The following is a 22,470-nucleotide window of genomic DNA, read 5'->3' as shown; positions in this document are numbered from 1 at the left end:
TGAACAAGGCGCAAAATGGGCGGCGTTTGGATATCGATGTAATCAGACTTATTATCATTTGCGTATCTTTCCATCTTGTGCTGCAACCCCCCAATGACAAATATCAATTTCGCAACCGCGCTGGCGGCGCCCGTCCCGCTCCTGGCGGCGCATCCGCTATTTCTCGACTTGCCGCAATCGGTCCAGGCAGCATTGCTGGACGGGGCGAAAATCCAATCCGCGCCTGCTGGCACCATGTTCTTTCGCGAAGGCGAAGACGCGCGGGAGTTCTTGCTTGTGGAAAGCGGACAGACGGAAGTCTTGCGATATGGAATCAACGGCGACGATCGGGTCTTCCAGGTATTTGAAGCCGGACACCTGGTGGCCGAAGCCGCGATGTTCATGCCGCACGGCAGATATCCGATGTGCGCCCGCGCACGCACTGATACCGTAGTTCACCGCTTGCAGGGCAGCGTGCTGCGGGGCGCGTGCGCCACGCACGCGCCGCTTGCCATGCGCATGCTCGGTCATCTGGGACAGAAGCTCTACGGAAGGGTCAATCAGGTGGAGTGGCTATCGTCCAGCACGGCGTCGCAGCGCTTGGCGGCGTACCTGTTGAACCTGCACGCCAGCCAAGGCAATCCCATGGTGCAACTGCCACTGAGCCAGCGGCAATTGGCCCTGCAACTGGGTATTCGTGCAGAAACGCTAAGCCGTTTGCTGACCGACTGGGCTGGCCGCGGCTATGTTGCGGGCAAGCGCCGAGAATGGACCTTGCACAATAGAAAGCCGCTTGAAGAGTTGGCCCGGGCGGAAAAACGCGGCTTCTGACGGTTAGCTCGCGCGCCGCTGTCGAGTGCGCGGGAGAAGGCCTGCCAATTGCCGGTCTAGTCCATCATTTTCAAAATCTTCTGATATCCCAAGGGAATACTGGCTTCTACGATGCGGCCATGCTTTTCCAGGAATCTCAAACTGTGGTGCATGATGGCGAAGCTGCCCCTAAGGTGCCTGCGCTGCTACTGCACCTTTTCGCTACCGCTTTGTTGGCGTGCATTGCCGCAGGCGCTTTTTTCTCCATATATTGGTTCCTGAACGACACACTCTCCACCTACCGCCGGCAGATGAATGCCGCGGCCTACAACGCCCAGCTCTTCTTTGACCAGCGCGAAATCCTGTTGCGTTCGCTTTCCTCGTCTGCTGTGCGCAACACGGATGGCGCGGCAGTCTCAGAAACACCGCGCTACTTCGGTAATTCCCAGCAAATTGAAGTGATTCCCCTGCAAGAAAGTGGGGACGCGTTCGATTGGGCATTGATCTTGACCCCGCGAGATCTGAACGACGTCGCCCTGGCCCATACGCAGCTCGTGTACACCTCGGTGCGCAACGGCCGCAGCTCGCTGATTCTTACCCTGCCCGGGCACGACGCCAACTTTCAGGATTCCTCATTGCAGCAGTGGCTGGCGAATGCGCTGACTGCCGCCGACCAAGGAATTCAGCGCGACGGTCGCAACCCTATCGTGTGGCTCAAGCCTCCGACGGACAGATATAACCTCATCTATCTGTACACGCCGATGGACTCTCTCAGACCCAAGTCTGGCTGGATCGGGCTGGAGGTCGGCAACATTGACGCCGCCATCGACTTATCGTCCATGACCGGCGGCCGCTACGCCCTCTATGACCAACACGGCAATGCGGTGCTGCATAGCGCACCCGCGGCGGTGCTTGCCGATTTTGCCAAGCGGGCGCCCCGCGCGGATTCTTTTGGGCTGTGGGGCGCAGGGTTTCTGCCCGAGTACGTCGTGTTGAACAAGTCTGTCGGAGACGACGGCTGGCGGCTGGTCTATTACGCGCCAATCACCCGGATATTGGGCGATACCGCGCTTGCGCTGCAAATAACCCTTGCTGCCGCTGTGCTGCTCTTCACTGCCGTCATCCTGGGCGTACGCAACATCCAGCAAAAACTGGTTGGACCCGCCATGCGCCAATATCAGGCATTGGCCGAAAGCGTCTCTTTGAATCGCAAACTGATTGAAGTCGCGCCAGTCGGGCTGTGCATGTTGCGGCGCACGGACGGCGCGCCAATTCTATCGAACGAGCGGGCCAGGCAATGGCTGCTGAGTGATGCTGCGCTGCTGCCGCGCATCCTGGCGTTCTATGACGGCGGCTTGGGTAACGAACACGTGTTGCCGGACGGCCGCTGCGTTCATCTGGCGTTTGCACCTATCACCTATCGGGGCGAGATCGTTGTGCTGTGCGGCATCAACGACATCTCGGCGTTCAAGCAAGTTGAAACCTCGATCATGCAGGCCAAGCGCGAAGCAGAAGCCGCCAATCAGGCGAAAACCATGTTTCTCGCCACCATGAGCCACGAGATCCGGACTCCCCTGTTCGGCATTCTAGGCACGCTGGAAATGCTAGGCCTGACCGCCGTTGATCAAAGGCAGCAGCAGTACCTGGATACCATGCAGCAATCGTCCGCGACCCTGTTGCGCACCATTAACGACACCCTGGATCTATCCAGCATCGAAGCCGGACATCTGGCGCTGGAATCCAGCGCATTCAACCCGGTTGAACTGCTGGATTCCGTCATCATCAGCTATGCCGCGCGGGCGGAAAGCAAGGATTTGCGCATTTATGCCGTCGTGGACGTCGATACGCCAGCCGCGGTACTGGGCGATGCGACGCGTATCCGGCAAATTTTGAACAACCTGGTCAGCAATGCGATCAAGTTTGCGGAATCGGGCCAAGTGGTCGTGCGTCTGCATGTTGACCGCCCCGGCACGGATACCGCAACGCTATCGTTCCAGGTGGCGGATACCGGCGTCGGCATTGCGCCGGAACACCATGCGCATTTGTTTGAACCTTATTACCGCGCAGACACTGGCCAGGCGCATGCCGTGCCCGGCACGGGTTTGGGCCTGGCCATCTGCCATCGGCTGTCTGTGCTGATGGGAGGTTCGCTATCGGCTACTAGCGAACCTGGTCTGGGCACCAGTATTTCGTTTTCGATCACGCTACCGGTAACCGCTGCCGTCGATGACTTCGAGGGCATTGCGCTGGACCCAACCCCGGTTTATGTGCGAGGGGCTGTCAATGAGATAGTCAAAAACCTGTGCAGCTGGCTGCGCCATTGGGGAGCCCTGGCGATGCCTTATCCCATCGACGGCACGGTGCCGGACGATGCGGGCATTTTGGTCGAAACCTGGCCGCGCTCTGCACAACGGATACCTTGGGCGGGCGCGCGGGTGATGGCGCAAGGACCGGGCGCCCGGTCTCGGCAAGATGGCGGTCACAACAACTGGACGGCCAATGCCTTCAGTCTTTACAGCATAGGCCGTGCAGTGCGCCAGGCTCAGGACGGCGTCGCCGCCACCGAGTCGCTAGGCCACAAAGGCAAACGGGATGCCCTGAACCTGCACCTGTTGGTGGTTGAAGACAACCCGATCAGCTTGCAGATTCTGCAAGAGCAGGTTGAGCATTTGGGTTGCACCGTAGTGGCCGCAGTAAACGGCCGCGAGGTGCTGGCACGTTCGGATATTTCGGCGTTTGACGCCATTCTTACCGATTTGCAAATGCCCCATGTGGATGGCCGCGAGTTGACCCGAAGGCTGCGAGCCCAGGGCTACACACGCCCTATTCTGGGAATTACGGCTAACGCATTTGCAGAAGATCTGCGGTTAAGCGCTGCTGCGGGAATGACGTCCGTATTGCTCAAACCGTTGCCCATTGCCGTCTTGCGCCAAACACTACTAGCTCTGAAGGAAGCACTCTGATGAAGCTCTTAACGGACTACAGAATTCTGATCGTAGACGATCATCCATTTCAGTGCGCGCACTTGATGAACCTGCTGGAGGGTGCAGGATTCGCACAGGCGGACGTCGCGGGTTCCGCCGAGGCAGCCTTGGAATTGATCAGCGTGCAACCCTATCATTTGGTGGTGATCGACCTGAACATGCCTGGCATGGATGGGGTGTTGTTCATCGACCGGCTCGCTACGCTGGCTGACAATCCAATGCTGGCCATTGCGTCGGCATGCCCCCTGCGCATCATGAACAGCGTAGGGCTGATGGCCAAAGAAAAGGGTCTGGCTGTCGTAGGCACGTTCGCCAAACCCCTGACGTCCGATCACGCCAGACAGTTGGCTAACCATTTGCGGCTACAGGGCTCCAGGGCGGCCAAAGCCGCAGAGCAGGCCGAGGTCGAAACGAAGTTTGCCAAGTCCACACTGGTACGCGCGCTGGGCGACGGTCAATTGCGCGCCTGGTTCCAGCCCAAGAAAGCGCTGGCAAGTGGCAAGATCGTCGCCGCCGAAGCGCTGGTCCGTTGGCAGCATCCAGAGTTCGGCTTTATGCTGCCCGCTTCCTTCCTGTCAGAGATCCGCCGCCATGCGCTTGAACGCGCCCTGCTCGTGCGCATGCTTGAGGACTCGCTGTCGGCACACTTGCGGTGGCGCCGCGAGGGATACCGGATGCCGGTTGCTGTTAACCTTCCCACCCAATTGCTGGACGACCCTGGCCTGCCCGATGAGCTGGAACGGATAGTGACGGCCAGAGGCGTACCGACGCAGGAAATATCCTTTGAATTGCTGGAAGGCGAGACGACCAGAGTGCAAGGCCAATACTATATGGGCGCCAGCCGGCTGCGGCTGAAAGGCTTTGGCCTGGCTCAAGACGATTTTGGCAGAGGCTATAGTTCCATGTATAGCCTGATTTCCACGCCATTTACCGAACTCAAAATTGATCGCGCCTTTGTCAGTGGCGCCGCCGATGATGAAATCCGGGCGGCCGCCCTGGTATCTTCCGTACAATTAGGACGACAATTAGGGCTTCAAGTGACTGCGGAAGGTGTTGAAACCACCCGGGACCTAGAGTTTCTTAAACGAATTGGCTGCGACTGTGCGCAGGGTTTTCTCATCTCCGCGGCGGTCGATGCAGCGGCTTTCAGCCAATTGTTATTCACGGAGCGCCATGTTCCCGACCCGTACCCCCAATAAGACAAAGCCACTTTCATGAAGGACACGCCATTCGGCAGAATTACGCGCACTTCCCGGCGGTTGAATCTTTTGCTGCTTGGAATACTGCCTCTGCTGCTGGTGCTGGCCAGCGCATTGTTTTGGGGCCTGCTGCACATCATGGCGCAGGAGCGCGAACGCCTGACCTTGGATTTTTCAATCCTTGTTGGGTATATCCATAAGCAAGAAGATTTTTTAACGACGCTTCGCTCGCAGAACAAAGATCTGCCCAACGAGAACCTCAAGTCCCCGATCCGTATGCGTGACGCCCGCGCGCAGGAACGGTTTGGCCTGCAACTTTTTGAAGGCCAGCAAAGCCGGGCGGAAACGGCATTTTCCCTGGCTTGCGAAGACGCATCGGACTGTCCTGCGTCTGGCTTGCGGCTAGCTAATCTGGGTGGTTATCTTGCGGATTTCTATTCCAGTTTCTGGGCGGCATCCTACTACCCCGCCACGACGACTTTCCTGGTCAATGAAAACGACAGCATCAGCCTGAGCGTTCCTGCGGTCGATGCGCCGTCCGGCTATGAAGTGCTGTCGGCCCGGACCTATCTGGCGGTCACGGACGCCTTGCGGACGGAATTGCATCGCCTGCGGATCGTCCGTCTGCGCTTGATGGAACAAGACCTGCCCAGCAAATCCGACCTGACCAACTCCAATCGCGTCCATTGGTTTCGCCCGGACACCCTGCCCGGAAGCATGGTGGGCATGATTTACGCGGATGTGCCGCCAGCGGTTTGGAGCAGCACGACGGGCAAGCCAGCCTCCGTCTATGCCGCCACCCTATTCCGAAACCACCGGATCGACGTGTTCGAAGAAACCCGCAGCCGGCCGCTATATGGCGGCTTGTGGCTGTCGCATCGCGAAGAAGGCCAACTGCTAGGAGATGGCCCGCCTCCTGTGGTTACGGGCAAAGGGCTGCACTTTACCGCCGACGGCATGATGTTGCAGCTGACCGATCCGGCGCAGGTCTGGACAGGCGTTTACCTGGTCAACTATGGCGCGTTTTTTCAAGACAACCCGTGGCTGCCCGTTGGCGCTGCCTTGCTGCTGCTGCTGAGTGTGGGCGGCGGCATGTTCTTCCTGCGTTGGTATAACCGCCATGTGATCGCGCCGGCGCAGCGCGCTCACCAGGACATCGTCGACAACGACGCGTTTAACCGCACCTTGATCGAAACGGCGCCAGTCGCGCTATGCGTACTGGCCCGCCCAAATGGTGAAGTCGTGTTTGGCAATAACCTGGCCCTGGAATGGCTGGGCGTGGAAATTGACCAACAATTGAAGAACACGCCGGCCGCCAATCAGCTATTGCGCAAAGTGCTGTCGGCAACCGGACCGGGCACCATAGAAAGCCTGCAAGCCACGGATGGCCGGCCGCTATATGTTGCCTATGCACCCACGCGTTATCACAATCAAGACGTGGTGCTTTGCGCCTTCGCTGACATTAGCGTGCGCGCGCGGGTCGAACACACACTGGCTGAAGCCAAACAAGAAGCGGATAAAGCCAGCGAGGCCAAATCCACCTTTCTTGCCACAATGAGCCACGAAATCCGCACGCCGCTGTACGGCGTGCTGGGCACGCTTGAACTGATGGGCCTGACGCGTCTGGATAACGAGCAGCGTCAGCATCTGGAGCGAATGCAGAGTTCATCGATTATTTTGCTGCAACTCATTAGCGATATTCTGGACATAACCAAGATCGAAACCGGCCAGCTTGTGCTGGAATCCGCGGAATTCAACCCGCGGGAACTGGTGCAGAGCTGCACGAATTCCTACGCGCCGATGGCAGAACAGAAAGGTTTGCTGTTGTTTTGCTGCGTGGACGTGGACGTTCCAGAATGGGTCAGCGGCGACGCGGGCCGCATCCGGCAGATCCTGAGCAATCTACTCAGCAATGCAATCAAATTCAGTGATTCGGGCCACATCATTGCGCGGTTGCGAGCCGGCACGACTGACGGCGACAAAACCCATCTTGCGTTGCAGGTTGTCGATACGGGCATCGGCATAGGAAAGAACGAGCAGACTCAGCTATTTGTTCCGTTTTATCAGATCAACGGAAGCAGCCACACCGTACGCGGCACCGGCCTCGGCCTGCCGATCTGCGAGCGGCTGGCCAAGTTGATGGGAAGCCACATCCGCGTGACAAGCGAATTGGGGCTAGGCAGCAGCTTTGCTTTGGATCTGCCGGTTAAGGTCGTACCCGGCATGCCGATGAACGCGCCAGATCTCGCAAGAGCACAGGTTCATGTTCGTAGCCCCAATCGAGAGCTGACGGAAAACATCTGTCTCTGGCTGACTCGCTGGGGCGCTCGCGCGGCTCCCGCCCCTGCCCCGTTGCCGTTTGGATCTACCGAAGAAGTGCTGCTGGATGTGCTCTATAGCAGCCCCGATCTGGATGCGCTGGATTGGGCAGGCCATCATTTGTTCGCGACCGCCAGTGGCAAAAAACCGACTTCGCGCACCTTGATTGTTGATCCCAGCGTAGAGAGCATGGCCGCCGGCATCCTCGCTTGCCTGCAAGGCAAACAAGCCATACCGTCGGCCCCGAACACGGAAATCAAGGCTTTTGCCGCGCCTGGCTTACGCGTGTTGGTGGCCGAAGATAATCCAATCAATCAGGCGACGTTGCAGCATCAATTGGAACAGCTGGGTTGCCAGGTCACCATGGCATCGGATGGCGCTGAGGCGCTGACCCTCTGGCAACTGGGGCAATACGATCTTGTGCTGACAGACGTCAATATGCCGCGAATGAATGGCTATGAGTTGGCCGGCGAACTACGTGCGAAGGGCTTCACCCTTCCCATCATCGGCGTCACGGCGAATGCGATGCGTGACGAGGAAGCCCGGTGTTTAGCGGCCGGCATGACGTCCTGGCTGGTTAAACCCATCGCGTTGAGCACGCTGCGGCGCCATCTTCAAGGTCGCAGCGCCTCCACTTCGGGCCTTGCAGAGGCCGTGACCCGGCCGCTAGTGCCGCCAGACACCAACCCCGAGCCAGTCATACCTGCAAAATACCGCGCATTGTTCGTATCGACGATGGAGACGGATATACACGACATGGAACGTTCCATGGCCTTGGGCGAGCTGACGCCATTGCAAAAAATGCTGCATCGGATTCGTGGCGCACTGAGTGTCGTGCAGTTGACGGCGTTGACCATACAACTGGAAAGCCTGGAAGCTAACTTGACCGAAGAAGGTTTGAACGCCAATACGCAAGAGCAAGCAGAAACGCTGGTTCAGTCCCTGCGGGTGATGTTATCGAAGGTAGACCTGCCCAGCTGATGCGAACCGTTGTATTGTGGGAAATCAAAGACCTGCCCTTGCGTTTTCAGGACATGGGGCAACTGCCAGGCGGGCGGCAATTTGCCCGAATTTTTTAGATTAGAATGGGCTATGCAAAAAACCAAGATAATTTAAGGGACTCGCGCTATTCCTACGCCTAGCAACGTTTCCCGGTTTGCGCTCAGCAAAATTCTACAAGTGCTCAGCTGCGGCCTTTTATTAGCCAAGACATGAGCATGATATCGACCGGACAAGAAATACGGATCATCCTTGCTGATGACCACCCCATCGTTTCGCTCGCGCTTGCCAGCTCACTAAGCAAAATTCCCGGGTTCAATGTCGTCGCAACGGCAAAATCCGGGCTTGAACTTATTTCCGCGATTCAGGACCATTCCTGTGACCTTATCGTGACCGACTTCACGATGCAGGCAGACACCGCGGATGAAGATGGTCTGCGCCTGATCCAGCGCTTGAAGCGCCTGTATCCCGCCATTCCCGTGGTTGTGTTCACCATGCTTACCAACAGCGGCATTCTCAGCGAGCTGCGGCAACAAGGCGTGGCGGGTGTTGTCGGAAAGAACGAGTCTACGGATGTGCTCGTTGCGGTCTGTCTGCGCGCTTTGTCCGAAACAGGCACTGCCTTGTCGCCAGGTATCAGCAAGCGGCTCAGTCACAGCGATGTGACGATGGGATCTGCCCCGCAGCCCAAGGGGCTGTCGCCCAAAGAGTTGGAAGTGGTTCGGTTGTTTGCGCTTGGCCTGTCTGTGACGGAAATTGCGCGGCGCTTGAATCGCTCGGTGGCCACCATCGGGAGGCAAAAGCAATCAGCGATGCGCAAACTCAATATTGAATCCAACGCCGAACTGCTCAGGTACGCAGACGAGCAGGGGTTTGCCTGAAATCAGGCGCTCTCCCCTGGCCAGCCCTATGCGGCTCACGGCCCGCTAGCGATTTACCAGCGGTAAGCCAGGGTCAACATGCCGCCATATCCGCGCTGATTGTCAGAGCCAGCTTGACCGGACACTTGGCCTGACACCATCACGGACTTTCCGATTCTGCCTTGCGCGCCCAGTTTGAGCTCGGCCGCGTTGCGCATAGGTACTGCACTCAGGTTGCCCGCGCCCATATTGACTCGCGGAGTACCGGTGTTGTGCAGCCAGTTCGCCTCTAAGAACGGAGTGACCGTAGATGCGGCGCCCGGCTTGCCCAACGGATACACACGTACGCCCGCCCGTGTGTTGATGGTGTTGTCGCCGGAGCTCTTAAGCGTCGTGCCTTGCAGCGTGCTGTTACCGGCGTCATAGCGGTTGTAGGTCAATTGAGCCTGCGGCTCGACCACGACCGCGCCCAGCGCGGAGCCCGATGCAAACGGGGCAAAGGCATAACCCCCTTCCACGGACGCGGACCAGACATTGGAGTGGTAACGCGCCGATCCCAACTCACTGTTGAGCCGGTTGGCATAGCGGCCGTATTGCAGCGAAGAGTCCGCATAGGCGCCTAGCCCTGTGGCGGCATTGGCATAGGCCGTGGCATACATTCCCAATGAATACCCCGTGACCTTGCCGCGCGTCTTGGCATGCACGGCTTGGCTAGCGCCTGAAGTGAATATCCGGGAAGTGGAATGCACGCGTGCGTCGCCATAGCCGACCATCATGCCTGCCAAGAGCGCACCGTTGCTGCCCAGCCGGATGCGCAGCATGTCTCCTCCCAATTGCAGCATGCTGCTATCGGAGTCGATCGTTACGTTGCCCTGCGCCATGCGCAGATTGCCCGCGTGGCTACCCTGCATGCGTACCCAAATGGGTGATGTGGCCGGGCCGTCGTCGCCGCTGGCATACCCTGCGCCCGCAAACGCTCTTGCGGCCAGACTATTGCTGGCAAAGCTGCGACCAGCGAGCGATGCGTCCGAAGCGTTCCCGTTGGAGGGCATCCGCGCCATGGCACGATCAGATGCGCTATGCGCGAACATTGCGGTCGCGGCCATTTGGTTGCCCAGGAACGCGCCGCTTTCCGGCGAGACGTTTGTGTACACGGGGCGGCCGCCGGGCGGCACTTCAACGTCAGGCGGGGTGATGGGGCCAGGGTCAGTGCCAGGCCCGCCGGGCTGACCCGGATTGACTGGCTCTTGGGGTTCTTCAGGTTCGGTAATGGGCGGGTCTGATGGATTTTGGCCGCCGGGTGGCGGGGTATAGATGGATGTCAGATACCAATCGGACTCCACGCCGTGATTGCCGCCGCGCACCAAGCTGTAGTCGTAGCCATTGATAGACACAGTGCCCGAGCTGCCCCGATAACCCGTAGAACCGGTGTCCAGCCGGAAGGCGTCGGCCGTCGTGGCGCCGCCGTTCATGGTTTCAACAACACGGATGCCCTGTATGGTTTCTCCACCGGTGCCGCCCGCATTCAAGACCCGCATTGCGGTAACGCCGGACGTAGTGCCCCCGTCAATCACCAGCTTGTCGGTCAACGATGCGTCATCGCCCAATGCCGTGTTGAGCACCAGTGTGCCGCCACCAACATACTCGTTAACAGTCAGCGTCTTGAAACCAGCCTGGGCGTTGGGCGCCACAAAGCTGACTGTGCCTGCGTTGTTCAGGGTGCCAATATTAGAGTTGCCGCGGACGTTCCACACGCTGCTGCTGTCCAACGACACGCTGTTGATGCGGCCGGCGCGGCCGATCATCGCGCCGGTCAAGATGCTGGCGTTGTTCAACCTGATATCCACGGCGCCGCTGTCCGCCAGGACATCGCCGGTCAGTGCAGAACCCGTGGCATCTACATTGACCTGTCCGGTTTCGATGATTGTGGTCTCGCCGTCCTTGTCGATGGATGCCGCTACGGTGCGCAGGAATATTCCTGAGTGCTCGGCGCCAGCCATGCGCGCGATGACACGGGAATTTTCCAGCACGATGTTGTGGTTGCCGCCATTTGCCAGCAGTCCAATGCCGTTGGCGCTGTTGAGCACGCTGCCGTTAGTCACGCGCAGCGTGTTGGTCACGCCGTCTACCCTGGCGGAACTCCATATTGCGTGGGCATCTGCTCCGTTCGTGTAGACCTGCGTGTTGTCCAGCACTACGATCGTGTTGTCTTGCATTGCGACACCCGCCGCGTTATTGCCGTGGGTGCGCACGATGGTGTTGATCGCAGAGGTTCTTGCATTGACTCCCGCGGAATGGAGCCCGGAAGCAGATTGACCGTATGTGTCGACGGTGGACTCAGTCAAAGATATCCGGGCGCCTGATGTGCGGCCCAGCGCGACCACTCCGATCGCGTTTGCGCCATGGGTTTTCACTTTGACTTTCGTGGCGTTGATCAGAGCCGTTCGGCTCGTATCACTCCAGACATATAAGCCATACCCCCTGCTGTTGCGTGTGAGAACGGACCCATCGCGCAATGTTGCCAGCCCTGCTCGGTTATCAATGCCGAGTTGCAACGCATCGATACTGAAATTGCTGGCCGAGAATACGGAGTCGTTGCCGGGCATCCACACTGCGCTGTATCCCTGCGACAAGATAGAGACGTTGTCCACCGTGGCCGATGCGCCGCTTGCGTTGATGTTGATGCCGTAGGTGCCGGTCGAGGTCAGCGTAGCATTGGAGATGACTGCGGACGGGGCACCCCTGCTGTTGCCGTCTAAACCCAAGTAGACCGCCTCATTGGCTGTCACGGAACCGCCTTGCATGGTTAACGCGCTGCTTGCCATGGCAATGCCCTGGCGTGAAATCAGATGCGTGTCTGTGAGCTTGACGGTCGAATCATCGCCAAATGCCCACACCGCTGTTCCCTTGGGATTTTTCGCAGTGACGCCCACCATTTCAATGCGACCGCCACCCGCAGCAACGGCGCTATGGCCGCTGAATTGCTCAGTATTGATTGTCAGGGATTCAGCCGTGACTACGGCCCCCCTGCCTTCGGCGTACAAGCCCGCCGACATAACTTCGGTGGTTGCGATGGACCCGCCGTGCAGAGAAATTTTCCCGCCAGCATCTGCATAGGCCCCGTGGGCCCATTCACCGGCAGTAGTGATATGCGCGCCAGTTACGGATATCCGGCTGCCGGCGCCAGTAGCGTAAAGGCCGTGTGCATTTTGCCCAGCGCCCAGCGTCTCGATGCGGCTGTCCGAAAGATTCACTACCCCGCCCGCAACCGCCATTACCCCTGCTGAGCGCTGGCCACTGACTTGAACGGTGATGTTGTTGCCAGTGACTGAATTGCTGGCGCCAGTTACGCCAATGCCTGGCCCGGCCCCAGGATGGGTAATCGTACTGCCCGATTCCAATATCAACTGCGTGTTGCCTAGTGGATCGGATACGTCAATCTGCCCGAGCTCAGCTGCCTGCGTGGCGGCGGAGTACACCGGAGCGATGGCGACCAGCAAGCTAGCCATGATTGGGCTCAGGTGAAACTTCATAACAATGTCCTTACTGATATTGACGCACTACCGCATCTAGGACTCGTTATTTTCCGTATTGCACAATCGAAGCAGCATCATAGGGTTACTAATCTACGGCTGCGATGAATGCCGAAAGTCACTGAAATTATTGCCGCGCAATTACCGGCCGTTGTGTGTTGCGTGACTCAGCATTTCCCCAGCTTCATCGTCTTGCAAGGGAATACCCGCAGGAACCTTTTGCGTTCCGAATCGGTCGGTTTATGTTCAGCCTAATGTCAGGCTGGCTTTCAACCGGCATGGCGTGATTGCGCCGCCCTGACCAAACCGAGACGAATCCATGCTGTCACTCGCTCATCGACTTGCGTCCGTTGGCCCTCCTTTGCAACGCTTGCTGCCATGACGGCTTCCTTGGATATCGCTAAGGACACGCGCGCATCCTCCGGCCTGTCGGTAATGGATGCCACGGTGGTACTGATCGGCGTGGTGATCGGTATTGGCATCTTCGGTTTTCCGCCCTTGGTGGCCCAACATGCGGCCTCTGAAGCCATGTATATCGCGCTGTGGTGCGCCGGGGGCCTCGTGATGCTGGTGGGCGCCCTTTGCTACGCGGAACTTGGCTCCGCCTATCCCGGCGCTGGGGGCGAATATCTGTACCTCACCCGAGCGTGGGGACCGCGCGTCGGCCTGATGTTCGCTTGGGCGCGGTGCACCGTTATTCAAACCGGAGCCATCGCCGTCGTGGCCTATATCTACGGCGATTACGCCCAGCGTCTGATGCCGCTGGGCGCCTTTGGGCCCGCCTTGCACGCCGCCATATCCGTTGTGGCGCTGACGGCGTTAAACGTAGTGGGCACGCGTTACTCCAAGCGCTTGCAATGGGTATTTACGGTCCTGACACTTGTCGCGCTGGCTGCCGTGTTGATCGCCAGCCTGGCCGGCCCAGGCGCCCGCCAAACCATAGCGGCTATTGAGCCGGCAGCTCTGGCAGGTAGTCCTGCCGGGTTGATGGGGATGGGCATGGTGTTCGTTCTATTGACCTACGGGGGTTGGAACGAGGCCGCGTACCTGAGCGGCGAACTGCGCAACCCGGGGCGGAACATGAGCCGGGTGTTGCTGACCGGCACCGTGGTGGTGACGGGCGCGTACGTATTAACCAATTTGGCGTTGCTGGAGATCTTCGGCCTTCAAGGGCTGCGCGACACGCCAGCGCTGGGCGCCGATGTCATGCAGTTGGCGGCCGGCCCGTACGCGGCGGCCCTGCTTAGTCTGACCATCTGCGCCACTGCATTAAGCACCATCAATGGCACGATCATTACTGGCGCGCGCGTCTACTACGCTCTGGGCAGCGATGTGCCGCGTTTGCGTGCGCTATCCGGATGGAGCGCCCGCAGCGAAACGCCGGTCGCCGCCCTGCTCGCTCAAGGCCTGATTACGCTGGCATTGGTGGGCTTGGGCGCCTTCAGCGAGCACAGCGTGCAGACGATGGTTGCGTACACCGCGCCGGTCTTCTGGATTTTCATGCTGCTGGTAGCGGCGTCGGTGTGGCGGCTGCGGCAACGCGATCCTGACCGTCCCCGCCCCTTTCGCGTGCCGCTTTATCCCCTGCCCCCCTTGCTGCTGGCGATGACCTGCGCTGGCCTGGTCTATTCCAGCGCCGTGTACGCGGGGGCTGGTGCGCTGATCGGACTCGCGGTGCTGGCAGCGGGCATCCCCATGCTGCGATGGCTCAAGCCTGTACAGCCCCCTGGCTGACGCACGATCTTCCCGCCGGACGCGAGCCACGTCCACGGGCCTTCCTGGTGCCGTTCATACAAGGAATTCTTATCATGCAACGATTGAATCAACCCTTCTGCCGCAGCCAGCAAGTGAACTTGCCGCGGATTCAGGCGTTCGCCTTGGCCACGACGTTGACGCTGTCTTTGGGCTATGCGGCCAATGCAGCCGCGCAGAACAGCACACCAGCTGTCTCGCAACATGCCTCGCAAAGCGAATACGTGCCTGACGTCGGCCAAGAGGGCAAGGATGTCATTTGGGTGCCAACGCCTCAGTCTCTGGTAGACAAGATGCTGGACATGGCCAAGGTCACGCCGCAGGACCGGTTGATGGATCTGGGCTCCGGCGACGGCCGGACCGTGATTACGGCCGCACAGCGTGGCCTGACGGCGCAAGGCATCGAATACAACCCGGACCTCGTGCAGCTATCGCGCAGCAATGCGGCACGCGCTGGTGTCAGTGATCGCGCCACCTTCGTGGCGGCAGATTTGTTCAAAACCGATCTGTCGAAGGCCGACGTGATCACCATGTTCTTGCTGTCGACCATCAATGAGAAGCTGCGTCCGACTCTGCTCCAATTGCCGCCTGGCACACGGGTCGTATCCAACACGTTCCGCATGGGAGACTGGGAGCCAGACGCGGCCGAAACCGTCACCAAAGATTGCACCACGTACTGCACCGCGCTGCTGTGGATTGTGCCCGCGAAGGTGGACGGCAATTGGGATGTGGGCGGACAGACACTGCGGCTGGAGCAGCGCTACCAGATGCTGTCCGGCAAGCTAGGCAGCGCGGATATTTCCGAGGCGCGTCTGGATGGCGCCAAGATTTCTTTCACGGCAGGCGGCGTCCGCTACACCGGCGAGGTCAATGGCAGAACGATGAGCGGCAGCGCTGCCGGCAAGGGCAGCTGGTCTGCCAAGCGTATTTAACCCGAGCGCGCTGGAACCGTCGTTGCGCGTTCAGGCAAGCCGATCGGCAGCGTCTGGCCGGCAATGCACGCGACCAGCGCATCGCCCTGCCCCGCCTGAACGGCATAGCCGCCGGTGAATTCGGAGAAGGCCGGCAGCACGGTCACGGCCGGCCTTAGCCAGAACGCCGGCCAACTACGGGGTATGCCTGGTACGCGGGTCTTGGGGTGGACATGGCCGGCAATGACATGGCGGCCTTGCGGATCGGCTTGCGGCACATGGCGGAACAGGAATGGGCCGTCCTCCTGCGCCTCGCCCAATTGGTGCAAGCCAAGCGATGCACCGTCCAATGCGCGGTCGTGATTGCCAATCAGCACGGCCACGTCAAGCGCCGCGTGTTGGCGCCGCCAGCGTTCCCAGGTGTCGCGCCACGCGGCTTGGGATGCAGGCCCGTGCAGCACGTCACCGACGATCCATAGCTGCCGCGCGCCCGTCGCGGCCACCAGATCCGACAGGCGCAACAGGTCGTCTTGCGTGGCGCCTCGCGGCACGGCGATACCCGCCCGGCGGAACACGTGGCTTTTGCCCAAATGCAGATCGGCAATGATCAAGCGAGACCGCGCTGGCCAATACATGGCTCGTGCAGGCAGCAACACTACCGGTTCGCCAGCCAGCGTGATGGTGAGCGCGCCGTCATGCAACTCGGGCATAGCGCTTCTCCAGTTGAGCGGCGGCGCGCTTGACACGCGCTTGCCAGGTTTCGGTACTGAGCTGGCCGCGCAGGCTTTCCGTCCATAAGGGAAATGACAGGGGGGTAAGCGCCTGTGGCTCACATAACGCTAGCGTCCGTCCATGGCAATCTTGCAATGCAGCCATCAGCCGGGGGGCTTCCAGCTGGAACTCAAACACTTCGCGCTCTGCCTGCGCCAGCAACAGATGGCCGGGGTCGTAGCGGCGCAGCACGTCGTACAGCAAGCCGCTGGATGCCTGCACTTGACGCAATGAGCGCGCCGCGCGTCCGGGCAAAGACGGCGTCAGCAAACCCGCCACGCGCGCAATTTCCCGAAACTGACGGCGTGCAAGTTCGCCCAGGTTCACGCCATGGCGCAGGTCGTCGGCCATGTTTTCCGGACTGAGCAATTGCCGCAGCAGCCGATCGTCAATTGCGGCCGGCTCGGCCAGCGTCAACATCAGGCCGTAGTCATTCACGGTGTAGGAAAAGGTATTGGCATGCTGCCGGCCCCAGCGCAACGCGATCATCGCCGCCATGCCTTCATGCACCGCGCGGCCGGCAAAGGGAAACAGGAACAGGTGCATGCCGCGGCGCGTGCCAATGCGTTCGGCGACCAGCCGTCCACGCGCGGGCAGCACGCTGGCCTGCTCCTGAATCCGCAACAGCGGTTCAACCGCACGCATTTCAGGATGCGCGCCCGGATGCGTGTACAGGCTTTCCACCTCTTTCGCCAGTTGCGTAGACAATGGCATGCGCCCGCCCTGCCACGTGGCGACAGGCCCATCGCCTCCTTTGGCTCGCCGGACATAAGCAACCATGCCTTCCAGCCGCACAAGTTGCAGCGTGCGGCCAGCAAATTGGAAGCGGTCCCCTGGGCGCAGACGCGCCAGGAAGCCCTCTTCCACCGACCCCAGCCCGCCTCCCCGCAGATACTTCACCGACACCGCGCCATCCGCCGTGATGGTGCCGATGGATAGACGATGACGCAAGGCGATGCGGCGGTCATGCACGCGATATCGTCCGTCCTCGTCACGGACAACGCGGTGAAACTCTGGATAGTTACCCAGCGCTTGGCCGCCCTGCACAATGAAATCCAGAACGGCCTGCCACGTTGCCGGGTCCAGCGCGGCATAAGCATGTGTGCCCCGAACTTCTTCATATAGCGCGCCCGCGTCAAAACCGCTGCCTAGCGCCACGGTCACGGCATGTTGGGCCAACACATCCAAGCTGCCGCGTGGCGGCGTGCGCGATTCGATCTCGCCCCGCGCGATGGCCTGCCGGGCTGCTGCGTACTCGATCAGTTCCAGCGCCTGGGCCGGCACGCAGATAACTTGGCCCGACTCACCGGGCCGATGCTTGGCGCGTCCGGCGCGTTGCAACAGCCGCGCGACGCCCTTGGGGCTGCCGATCTGCAAGACCTGATCCACTGCGGGAAAATCCACGCCCAGGTCCAGACTGGATGTGGCCACAACGCAGCGCACACTGCCGTCGCGCAAGCCTTGCTCGGCCGCCGCCCGTAACTTAGGGTCAAGCGAACCGTGGTGCAGCGCAAGCGTGGACGGATCTTCGGGCCAGATGGATTCCAATGCGCGGTGCCACAACTCGGCCTGGGCGCGGGTGTTGGTGAATACCAGGCTGGCCCGCACATCGAACAAGCGCTTGAACACTCTTGGCAACTGCGACAGACCCAAGTGCCCAGCCCACGGCAACGCGCCGTTGCCGGGCGGCAAAAGGGTAGAAATCGTTATCTTGCGAGGCCGAGCCCCCGCGACCAGCGCGCTGGCAGGCGCATGGGGCAGCAGCACTGCGCGCGCTTCCTCCAGATTGCCCAGCGTGGCAGACAAACCCCATGTGCGCGCGCCTGGCGACATCTGCCGCAAACGCGCCAGGCACAGTTGCAGCAGGACCCCCCGCTTGTTGCCCAGCAGCTCATGCCATTCGTCCACGACGATGCAGCGCAAACCTCCAAAGCGCGCCGACGTGTCGGGATAAGACAAAAGCAGCGCCAGCGATTCGGGCGTGATCACGAGCACGTCTGCCTTGCCCTGACGCGCCAAGCGCTTATCGCGTGAACTGGCGTCCCCGGTGCGCAGCGCGACGGTCCAGCCTATGTTCAGGTCCAGCGCAGTTTGAGTCAGGGCGCGGGCGGTATCCGCGGCCAGCGCGCGTAGCGGCGTCACCCATAACACGCGCGGGCCTGCGCCCGCCGGCAGTGGGCGCAGCGCGGAATCTGCCAACGTTTCCAGCAATGGGCCGCCGAACGCCGCCATCGTCTTGCCGCTGCCCGTGGGCGTATGCAACAGCCCGGATTCCCCCGCCAGATACCGGCGCCACGTCTCTCGCTGAAAAGCCGCGGCCTTCCAGCCGCGCGCCGCGAACCATTCGGTCAACGGCGCATCCCAGCCTCGGCGCCCCGGGCTCATCGCGCCAGCGCCTTGAGCGTATCGAGCTGGTCGGCCTCTGACGCCGGTTTGTCGTGCCGCCAACGCAGAATGCGAGGAAAGCGCACAGCAATGCCCGATTTATGGCGTTTGGATAGGTTGACGCCCTCAAAACCCAATTCAAACACCTGCACCGGTTCCACCGAACGCACAGGCCCGAACCGTTCACGTGTATGAGCACGAAGCCAGCGGTCCAGCGCCAGAATCTCCTTGTCGTCCAGACCGGAGTAGGCCTTGGCGATAGGCACCAGCGTATCGCCCTGCCATACGCCGAACGTGTAGTCCGTATAGAGCGTACTGCGCCGCCCATGGCCCGACTGCGCATACAGCAGCACGGCATCGATGGTTAGCGGGTCGATCTTCCATTTCCACCAATCGCCGCGCCGCCTGCCACTTTGATAGGCGGCATTGGCGCGTTTCAGCATGAAGCCTTCCACACCGCGTTCACGCGACTCCTCGCGTAGCGCTGCGGCTTCGTTCCAACCAGTCAGGGTTATTGATGGCGACAGCGCAAGGCTTGGGCTGGGATGCCGTTGCAGCAGCGCTTCCAGCCGCAGGCGCCGTTCGGCTTGGGGTAGCTCTCGCAAGTCTGTGCCGTTGATCTCCAGCACGTCATACGCCAGCATGCGCACCGGCGCCTCTGCCAGCCACTTAGGACCGGGCTTGATACGTTGGATGCGAGTTTGCAATGCCGAAAATGGCATCGGCCCTTCGGACGCCTCTTGCCAGGCCAGCAGTTCACCGTCCAGCACGCAATCCACATCCAGTTTTGCCGCCGCTGCCTCGACCTCGGGAAAACGGCCGTCCAACCGTTCTTCGCCGCGGGACCACAGGGCGACCTCGCCTTGGCGCCGGATCAACTGCGCCCGGATGCCGTCCCACTTCCATTCCACCAACCAGCCGGCAATGGGGCCCAACGCCGAAGGATCACTTTCCAACGGCGACGCCAGAAAGAAGGGATAAGGCTGCTGGCGGTCTCCCGGCAGTTCTTCAGCACTGAGCAGATCGCGTAGAAAGGCGGGGCTGGGGCTCCAGGCGCCCAACATGCGTTGCGCAATCCGTGCAATCGGCACCCCTGACATTTCCGCCAAGGCCTGCTGCACCATGCGTTGCGATACGCCTACACGCAGTGCGCCGGTCAACAATTTGTTGAAGACCAGCCGTTCGTCAAAGGGTAAGCCCAGCCAGGCGGTGACGATGACCTCGCGTCGAGTGGCCTCGTCCTGATTGGCGGTGGGGAGCAAGACGTCTTCGATCCAGTCAGCCAGACCGCGCTGCGGCGCAGGCTGCATCGGGTCAGGCATCAGCAGCGCCAGGGTTTCGGCCAGATCACCCACTTGGTCGTAGCTGGCGTCCAGCAGCCACGGCGCGGTTTCTGACGCGGCGGCAGCCCAAGCGCGCAGTTCGGCTACCCCTGCGATCTTGCGCCGCGCATTGGATACTTTGCCCCCCGCCAGCAAGTACAGCGCCCAAACGGCGTCGCGTGGTTGCGCGTGGCGAAAATACGCAACCAAGGCCGCTCGCTTATCCAAGGTGGCGGTGCTACGGTCCAGTTCCTGATAAAGCGCTGCGAATCGCTGCATACGTGGGGTTTGAGTTGGCTCTAATCATCCTCGCCATATTGCGTGGCCAGCGTTTCGGCGGCCACGCCGGCATCGTTCAGGGTGCGCACCAGCGCGTCAGTGTCTCCATGAGTGGCTATGACCCGGCGCGCCCCGGTCTCGCGTATGGTGCGCAGGAGGTCCGGCCAGTCCGCGTGATCCGATACGACAAAACCGCGGTCCATATTGCGCCGCCGGCGGTTGCCCCGCAGCCGCATCCAGCCCGAGGCAAAGCCATGTTGAGCCTTGCGGAAACGCCTTAACCAAGCACTGCCTGCCGCGGATGGCGGCGCCAAAACCAGTTCCCCAGCAAATCCCGTACCCGGCGTCTCGCGCGCTGCATCCGCGTCTATCACCAGCCGAGTGTCGGCCATGTCGATTCCCGCCCGGCGGTAGACGTCCACTCCGGCGGCGATGGCGCCATGTAAATAAACGGGCCGGTCAATTACCGGCTTCAATTCGGCCAACACGCGCTGCGCTTTACCCAGCGCGTAGCAATACAGAATGGCGGTTTCGCCGCGTGCAGCACAATGGTCACGCCATTGCACGATATCGCGCGCAACGTCCGCAGCACTGGGCCAGCGGTAAATTGGCAGGCCAAACGTCGCTTCGGTGATGAACGTGTCGCAGGCGACGACTTCAAAGGGGCTGCACGTGGGATCGGGCTGGCGCTTGTAGTCGCCAGAAACCACCCAGACCTGCCCTTCTGCTTCAATGCGGACCTGTGCAGATCCCAGAACGTGGCCAGCGGGATGCAAGGACACGCGTGCGCCGCCCAAGGTAAAGGGCTCGCCGTACTCATGGGCACGGTAGTCCTGGGCGCCCAGGCGCCATTGCAAAATTGGCAGCCCTTCGGCGCTGGTGTGATAACAGCCCATGCCGACGCGGGCATGGTCCCCGTGCCCGTGGGTCAGCACGGCGGTGGCTACCGGGCGCCACGGATCAATGTAGAACTGCCCGGCCGGGCAATACAGTCCTTCGGGACGCAGTTGAACGATGTCGCGCATGGGAGGCTCCCAATCCGGCGCGACGCGAAACACGCCGCGGGTGAACCTCATCGTTATACCGCGAAGCCTGCGCTGGCGTTACCCGCCAAGCTAACCCGCCTGCTGTTGGTAGGCGCGGAGCGCGGCGCGCAAGTCGTCTTTAAGCACGTCCACGTCATCCAGCCCGATCGACAAGCGAACTACCGGTTGATCTGTGGCCGGCCAGTCGCGCGCGGCTTGCATTGCGGCGGGATAAAACGCCGCCAGGCTGTGGACGCCGCCCCAGCTTGCGCCAATGGCAAACTGGCTCAAGGTGTTGAAAAAGCTGTGGAAGGCCGCGTCGGGACCGGGTTTGAGCAACATCGAGAACAGGCAGCCGTTGGTCGTGAAGTTTCGCTTCCACACGGCGTGGCCTGCGTCAAATGGCAGCGGCGGGTACAGCAAGCGATCAACTTGGGGCTGGCCTTGCAGCCACTCGGCGATCCGCAAGGTGGCTTCGCTTTGAGCGCGTACGCGCAGGCTCAAGGTTTCAAGGCCGCGCAGCACCAGAAAGCAGTCGTCAGGGCTGACTTGCTGGCCCAAGGTGTTCTGGGTTTCACGTACGGCGGCATAGTGCCCGGCGTCGTTCATGCTGATCGTGCCCATCAGTACATCGGAATGGCCGCCGAAGAACTTGGTTGCGGCCTCGACACTGAAATCCACGCCATGCGCCAGCGGCTGAAAGCCCAAGGGGCTGGCCCAGGTGTTATCCATCATCGTCAGCACGCCATGGCGGCGGGCAACATGGGCAATCGCCGGCGCGTCCGACATTTCCATGGTGATGCTTCCGGGCGCTTCGATACAGATCATGCGCGTATTCGGAAGGATCTGCGCCTCGATCTGGGCTCCGATTGCAGGGTCGTATTGTTCGACCTGGACGCCCATGTGCGCCAGCCAATTCTGGCCAAAGCTTTTCAGCGCCCCATAACTTGCTGCGGAAAGCAGGAGATGGTCGCCGCCGCGCACAAAGCTCATCAGCACTGTCATCAACGCCGCCGCGCCCGACGGCGCAACCACGCAATGGCGCCCGCCTTCAAGCAGGGCGATACGGTCTTCAAGCAGACGCGCCGTGGGTGTGCCGGTTACCCCATAGTTATAGCCGTCTGGCTGACGGTCCGCACGATTGACGAAGTCGGCGATGGAATCGAACACGACCGTCGAACCACGCTGTACTGCCGGCGAAAGGCTGGCGAAATCTCTATTCACTTTGCTGGTAGGTTTCATCTACTGTTTTAGCTGTGCTCAAGGTTGAATGCGGAGGACGCGCGGGAACCACGCCAGTGTCTGCGTTTTATATGATTAGCTCAACAGAAGAACCGCCCTT

The 22,470-nt window shown here is 60.7% G+C and carries 13 protein-coding genes; 7 read left to right on the top strand and 6 right to left on the bottom strand.

From position 1 onward, the window contains the following. Positions 1-93: 93 nt before the first annotated feature. The 5 genes from RAS12_RS06890 to RAS12_RS06870 all read left to right on the top strand — a co-directional run bounded on the left by RAS12_RS06890 (position 94) and on the right by RAS12_RS06870 (position 9,171). Complete coding sequence (locus RAS12_RS06890) at positions 94-810, top strand: Crp/Fnr family transcriptional regulator (RefSeq protein WP_306946567.1); 717 nt, start codon at positions 94-96, stop codon at positions 808-810. A gap of 119 nt (positions 811-929) precedes the next feature. Then, positions 930-3,752 (top strand): ATP-binding protein, encoded by a 2,823-nt coding sequence (locus tag RAS12_RS06885; RefSeq protein ID WP_306946565.1) that lies wholly within the window; start codon positions 930-932, stop codon positions 3,750-3,752. Next, a complete protein-coding gene (locus RAS12_RS06880; protein ID WP_306946563.1) occupies positions 3,752-4,972 on the top strand; it encodes an EAL domain-containing response regulator in 1,221 nt (406 codons plus the stop codon). The genes RAS12_RS06885 and RAS12_RS06880 overlap by 1 nt, the downstream gene beginning before the upstream one ends. A 15-nt stretch (positions 4,973-4,987) precedes the next feature. Beyond that, positions 4,988-8,272, top strand: a complete 3,285-nt coding sequence (locus RAS12_RS06875; RefSeq protein ID WP_306946561.1) for a response regulator — start codon at positions 4,988-4,990, stop codon at positions 8,270-8,272. Between the two features lie 230 nt (positions 8,273-8,502). After that, positions 8,503-9,171 carry a response regulator gene (locus tag RAS12_RS06870; RefSeq protein WP_306946559.1) on the top strand — a complete coding sequence of 223 codons (669 nt, stop codon included), beginning with the start codon at positions 8,503-8,505 and terminating at the stop codon, positions 9,169-9,171. Positions 9,172-9,224: 53 nt separating this feature from the next. Here the strand turns inward: RAS12_RS06870 and RAS12_RS06865 are convergent, their stop codons facing one another. Next, the gene (locus tag RAS12_RS06865; protein ID WP_306946558.1) at positions 9,225-12,659 is read right to left on the bottom strand and encodes an autotransporter family protein; all 3,435 of its coding nucleotides are present in this window, start codon (positions 12,657-12,659) and stop codon (positions 9,225-9,227) included. A gap of 402 nt (positions 12,660-13,061) precedes the next feature. Between RAS12_RS06865 and RAS12_RS06860 the strand changes: the two genes are divergently transcribed. Beyond that, complete coding sequence (locus RAS12_RS06860; protein WP_306946556.1) at positions 13,062-14,417, top strand: APC family permease; 1,356 nt, start codon at positions 13,062-13,064, stop codon at positions 14,415-14,417. Positions 14,418-14,491: 74 nt separating this feature from the next. After that, a complete protein-coding gene (locus tag RAS12_RS06855; RefSeq protein ID WP_306946554.1) occupies positions 14,492-15,367 on the top strand; it encodes an SAM-dependent methyltransferase in 876 nt (291 codons plus the stop codon). On the opposite strand, the gene pdeM is transcribed toward RAS12_RS06855, so the two are convergent. From pdeM to metC, 5 genes are all read right to left on the bottom strand, one after another. After that, entirely contained in the window at positions 15,364-16,056 is a 693-nt protein-coding gene (pdeM, locus tag RAS12_RS06850; protein WP_306946552.1) for a ligase-associated DNA damage response endonuclease PdeM, read from the bottom strand. The genes RAS12_RS06855 and pdeM overlap by 4 nt on opposite strands. Then, positions 16,040-18,502 (bottom strand): ligase-associated DNA damage response DEXH box helicase, encoded by a 2,463-nt coding sequence (locus tag RAS12_RS06845; protein WP_306946551.1) that lies wholly within the window; start codon positions 18,500-18,502, stop codon positions 16,040-16,042. Before RAS12_RS06845 ends, pdeM begins: the two co-directional genes overlap by 17 nt. Next, positions 18,499-20,103, bottom strand: a complete 1,605-nt coding sequence (locus tag RAS12_RS06840; protein WP_306946550.1) for an ATP-dependent DNA ligase — start codon at positions 20,101-20,103, stop codon at positions 18,499-18,501. Before RAS12_RS06840 ends, RAS12_RS06845 begins: the two co-directional genes overlap by 4 nt. A gap of 20 nt (positions 20,104-20,123) precedes the next feature. Next, complete coding sequence (locus tag RAS12_RS06835) at positions 20,124-21,128, bottom strand: ligase-associated DNA damage response exonuclease (protein ID WP_306946549.1); 1,005 nt, start codon at positions 21,126-21,128, stop codon at positions 20,124-20,126. A gap of 90 nt (positions 21,129-21,218) precedes the next feature. Further along, positions 21,219-22,370, bottom strand: coding sequence for a cystathionine beta-lyase (metC, locus tag RAS12_RS06830; protein WP_306946545.1), 1,152 nt, complete (start codon positions 22,368-22,370; stop codon positions 21,219-21,221). Positions 22,371-22,470 lie beyond the last annotated feature (100 nt).

The organism is Achromobacter seleniivolatilans (assembly GCF_030864005.1).
Lineage (GTDB): Bacteria > Pseudomonadota > Gammaproteobacteria > Burkholderiales > Burkholderiaceae_B > Achromobacter > Achromobacter seleniivolatilans.
The sequence above is the reverse complement of the archived record's forward strand: the minus strand, read 5'-3'. Positions and strand labels throughout refer to the sequence as shown.

Bases quoted from the DNA above. Each gene is read 5' to 3' on its own strand.
- RAS12_RS06890 (WP_306946567.1), top strand. From the start codon at position 94: ATGACAAATATCAATTTCGCAACCGCGCTGGCGGCGCCCGTCCCGCTC.
- RAS12_RS06885 (WP_306946565.1), top strand. From the start codon at position 930: ATGCTTTTCCAGGAATCTCAAACTGTGGTGCATGATGGCGAAGCTGCC.
- RAS12_RS06880 (WP_306946563.1), top strand. From the start codon at position 3,752: ATGAAGCTCTTAACGGACTACAGAATTCTGATCGTAGACGATCATCCA.
- RAS12_RS06875 (WP_306946561.1), top strand. From the start codon at position 4,988: ATGAAGGACACGCCATTCGGCAGAATTACGCGCACTTCCCGGCGGTTG.
- RAS12_RS06870 (WP_306946559.1), top strand. From the start codon at position 8,503: ATGAGCATGATATCGACCGGACAAGAAATACGGATCATCCTTGCTGAT.
- RAS12_RS06865 (WP_306946558.1), bottom strand. From the start codon at position 12,659: ATGGCTAGCTTGCTGGTCGCCATCGCTCCGGTGTACTCCGCCGCCACG.
- RAS12_RS06860 (WP_306946556.1), top strand. From the start codon at position 13,062: ATGACGGCTTCCTTGGATATCGCTAAGGACACGCGCGCATCCTCCGGC.
- RAS12_RS06855 (WP_306946554.1), top strand. From the start codon at position 14,492: ATGCAACGATTGAATCAACCCTTCTGCCGCAGCCAGCAAGTGAACTTG.
- pdeM (WP_306946552.1), bottom strand. From the start codon at position 16,056: ATGCCCGAGTTGCATGACGGCGCGCTCACCATCACGCTGGCTGGCGAA.
- RAS12_RS06845 (WP_306946551.1), bottom strand. From the start codon at position 18,502: ATGAGCCCGGGGCGCCGAGGCTGGGATGCGCCGTTGACCGAATGGTTC.
- RAS12_RS06840 (WP_306946550.1), bottom strand. From the start codon at position 20,103: ATGCAGCGATTCGCAGCGCTTTATCAGGAACTGGACCGTAGCACCGCC.
- RAS12_RS06835 (WP_306946549.1), bottom strand. From the start codon at position 21,128: ATGCGCGACATCGTTCAACTGCGTCCCGAAGGACTGTATTGCCCGGCC.
- metC (WP_306946545.1), bottom strand. From the start codon at position 22,370: ATGAAACCTACCAGCAAAGTGAATAGAGATTTCGCCAGCCTTTCGCCG.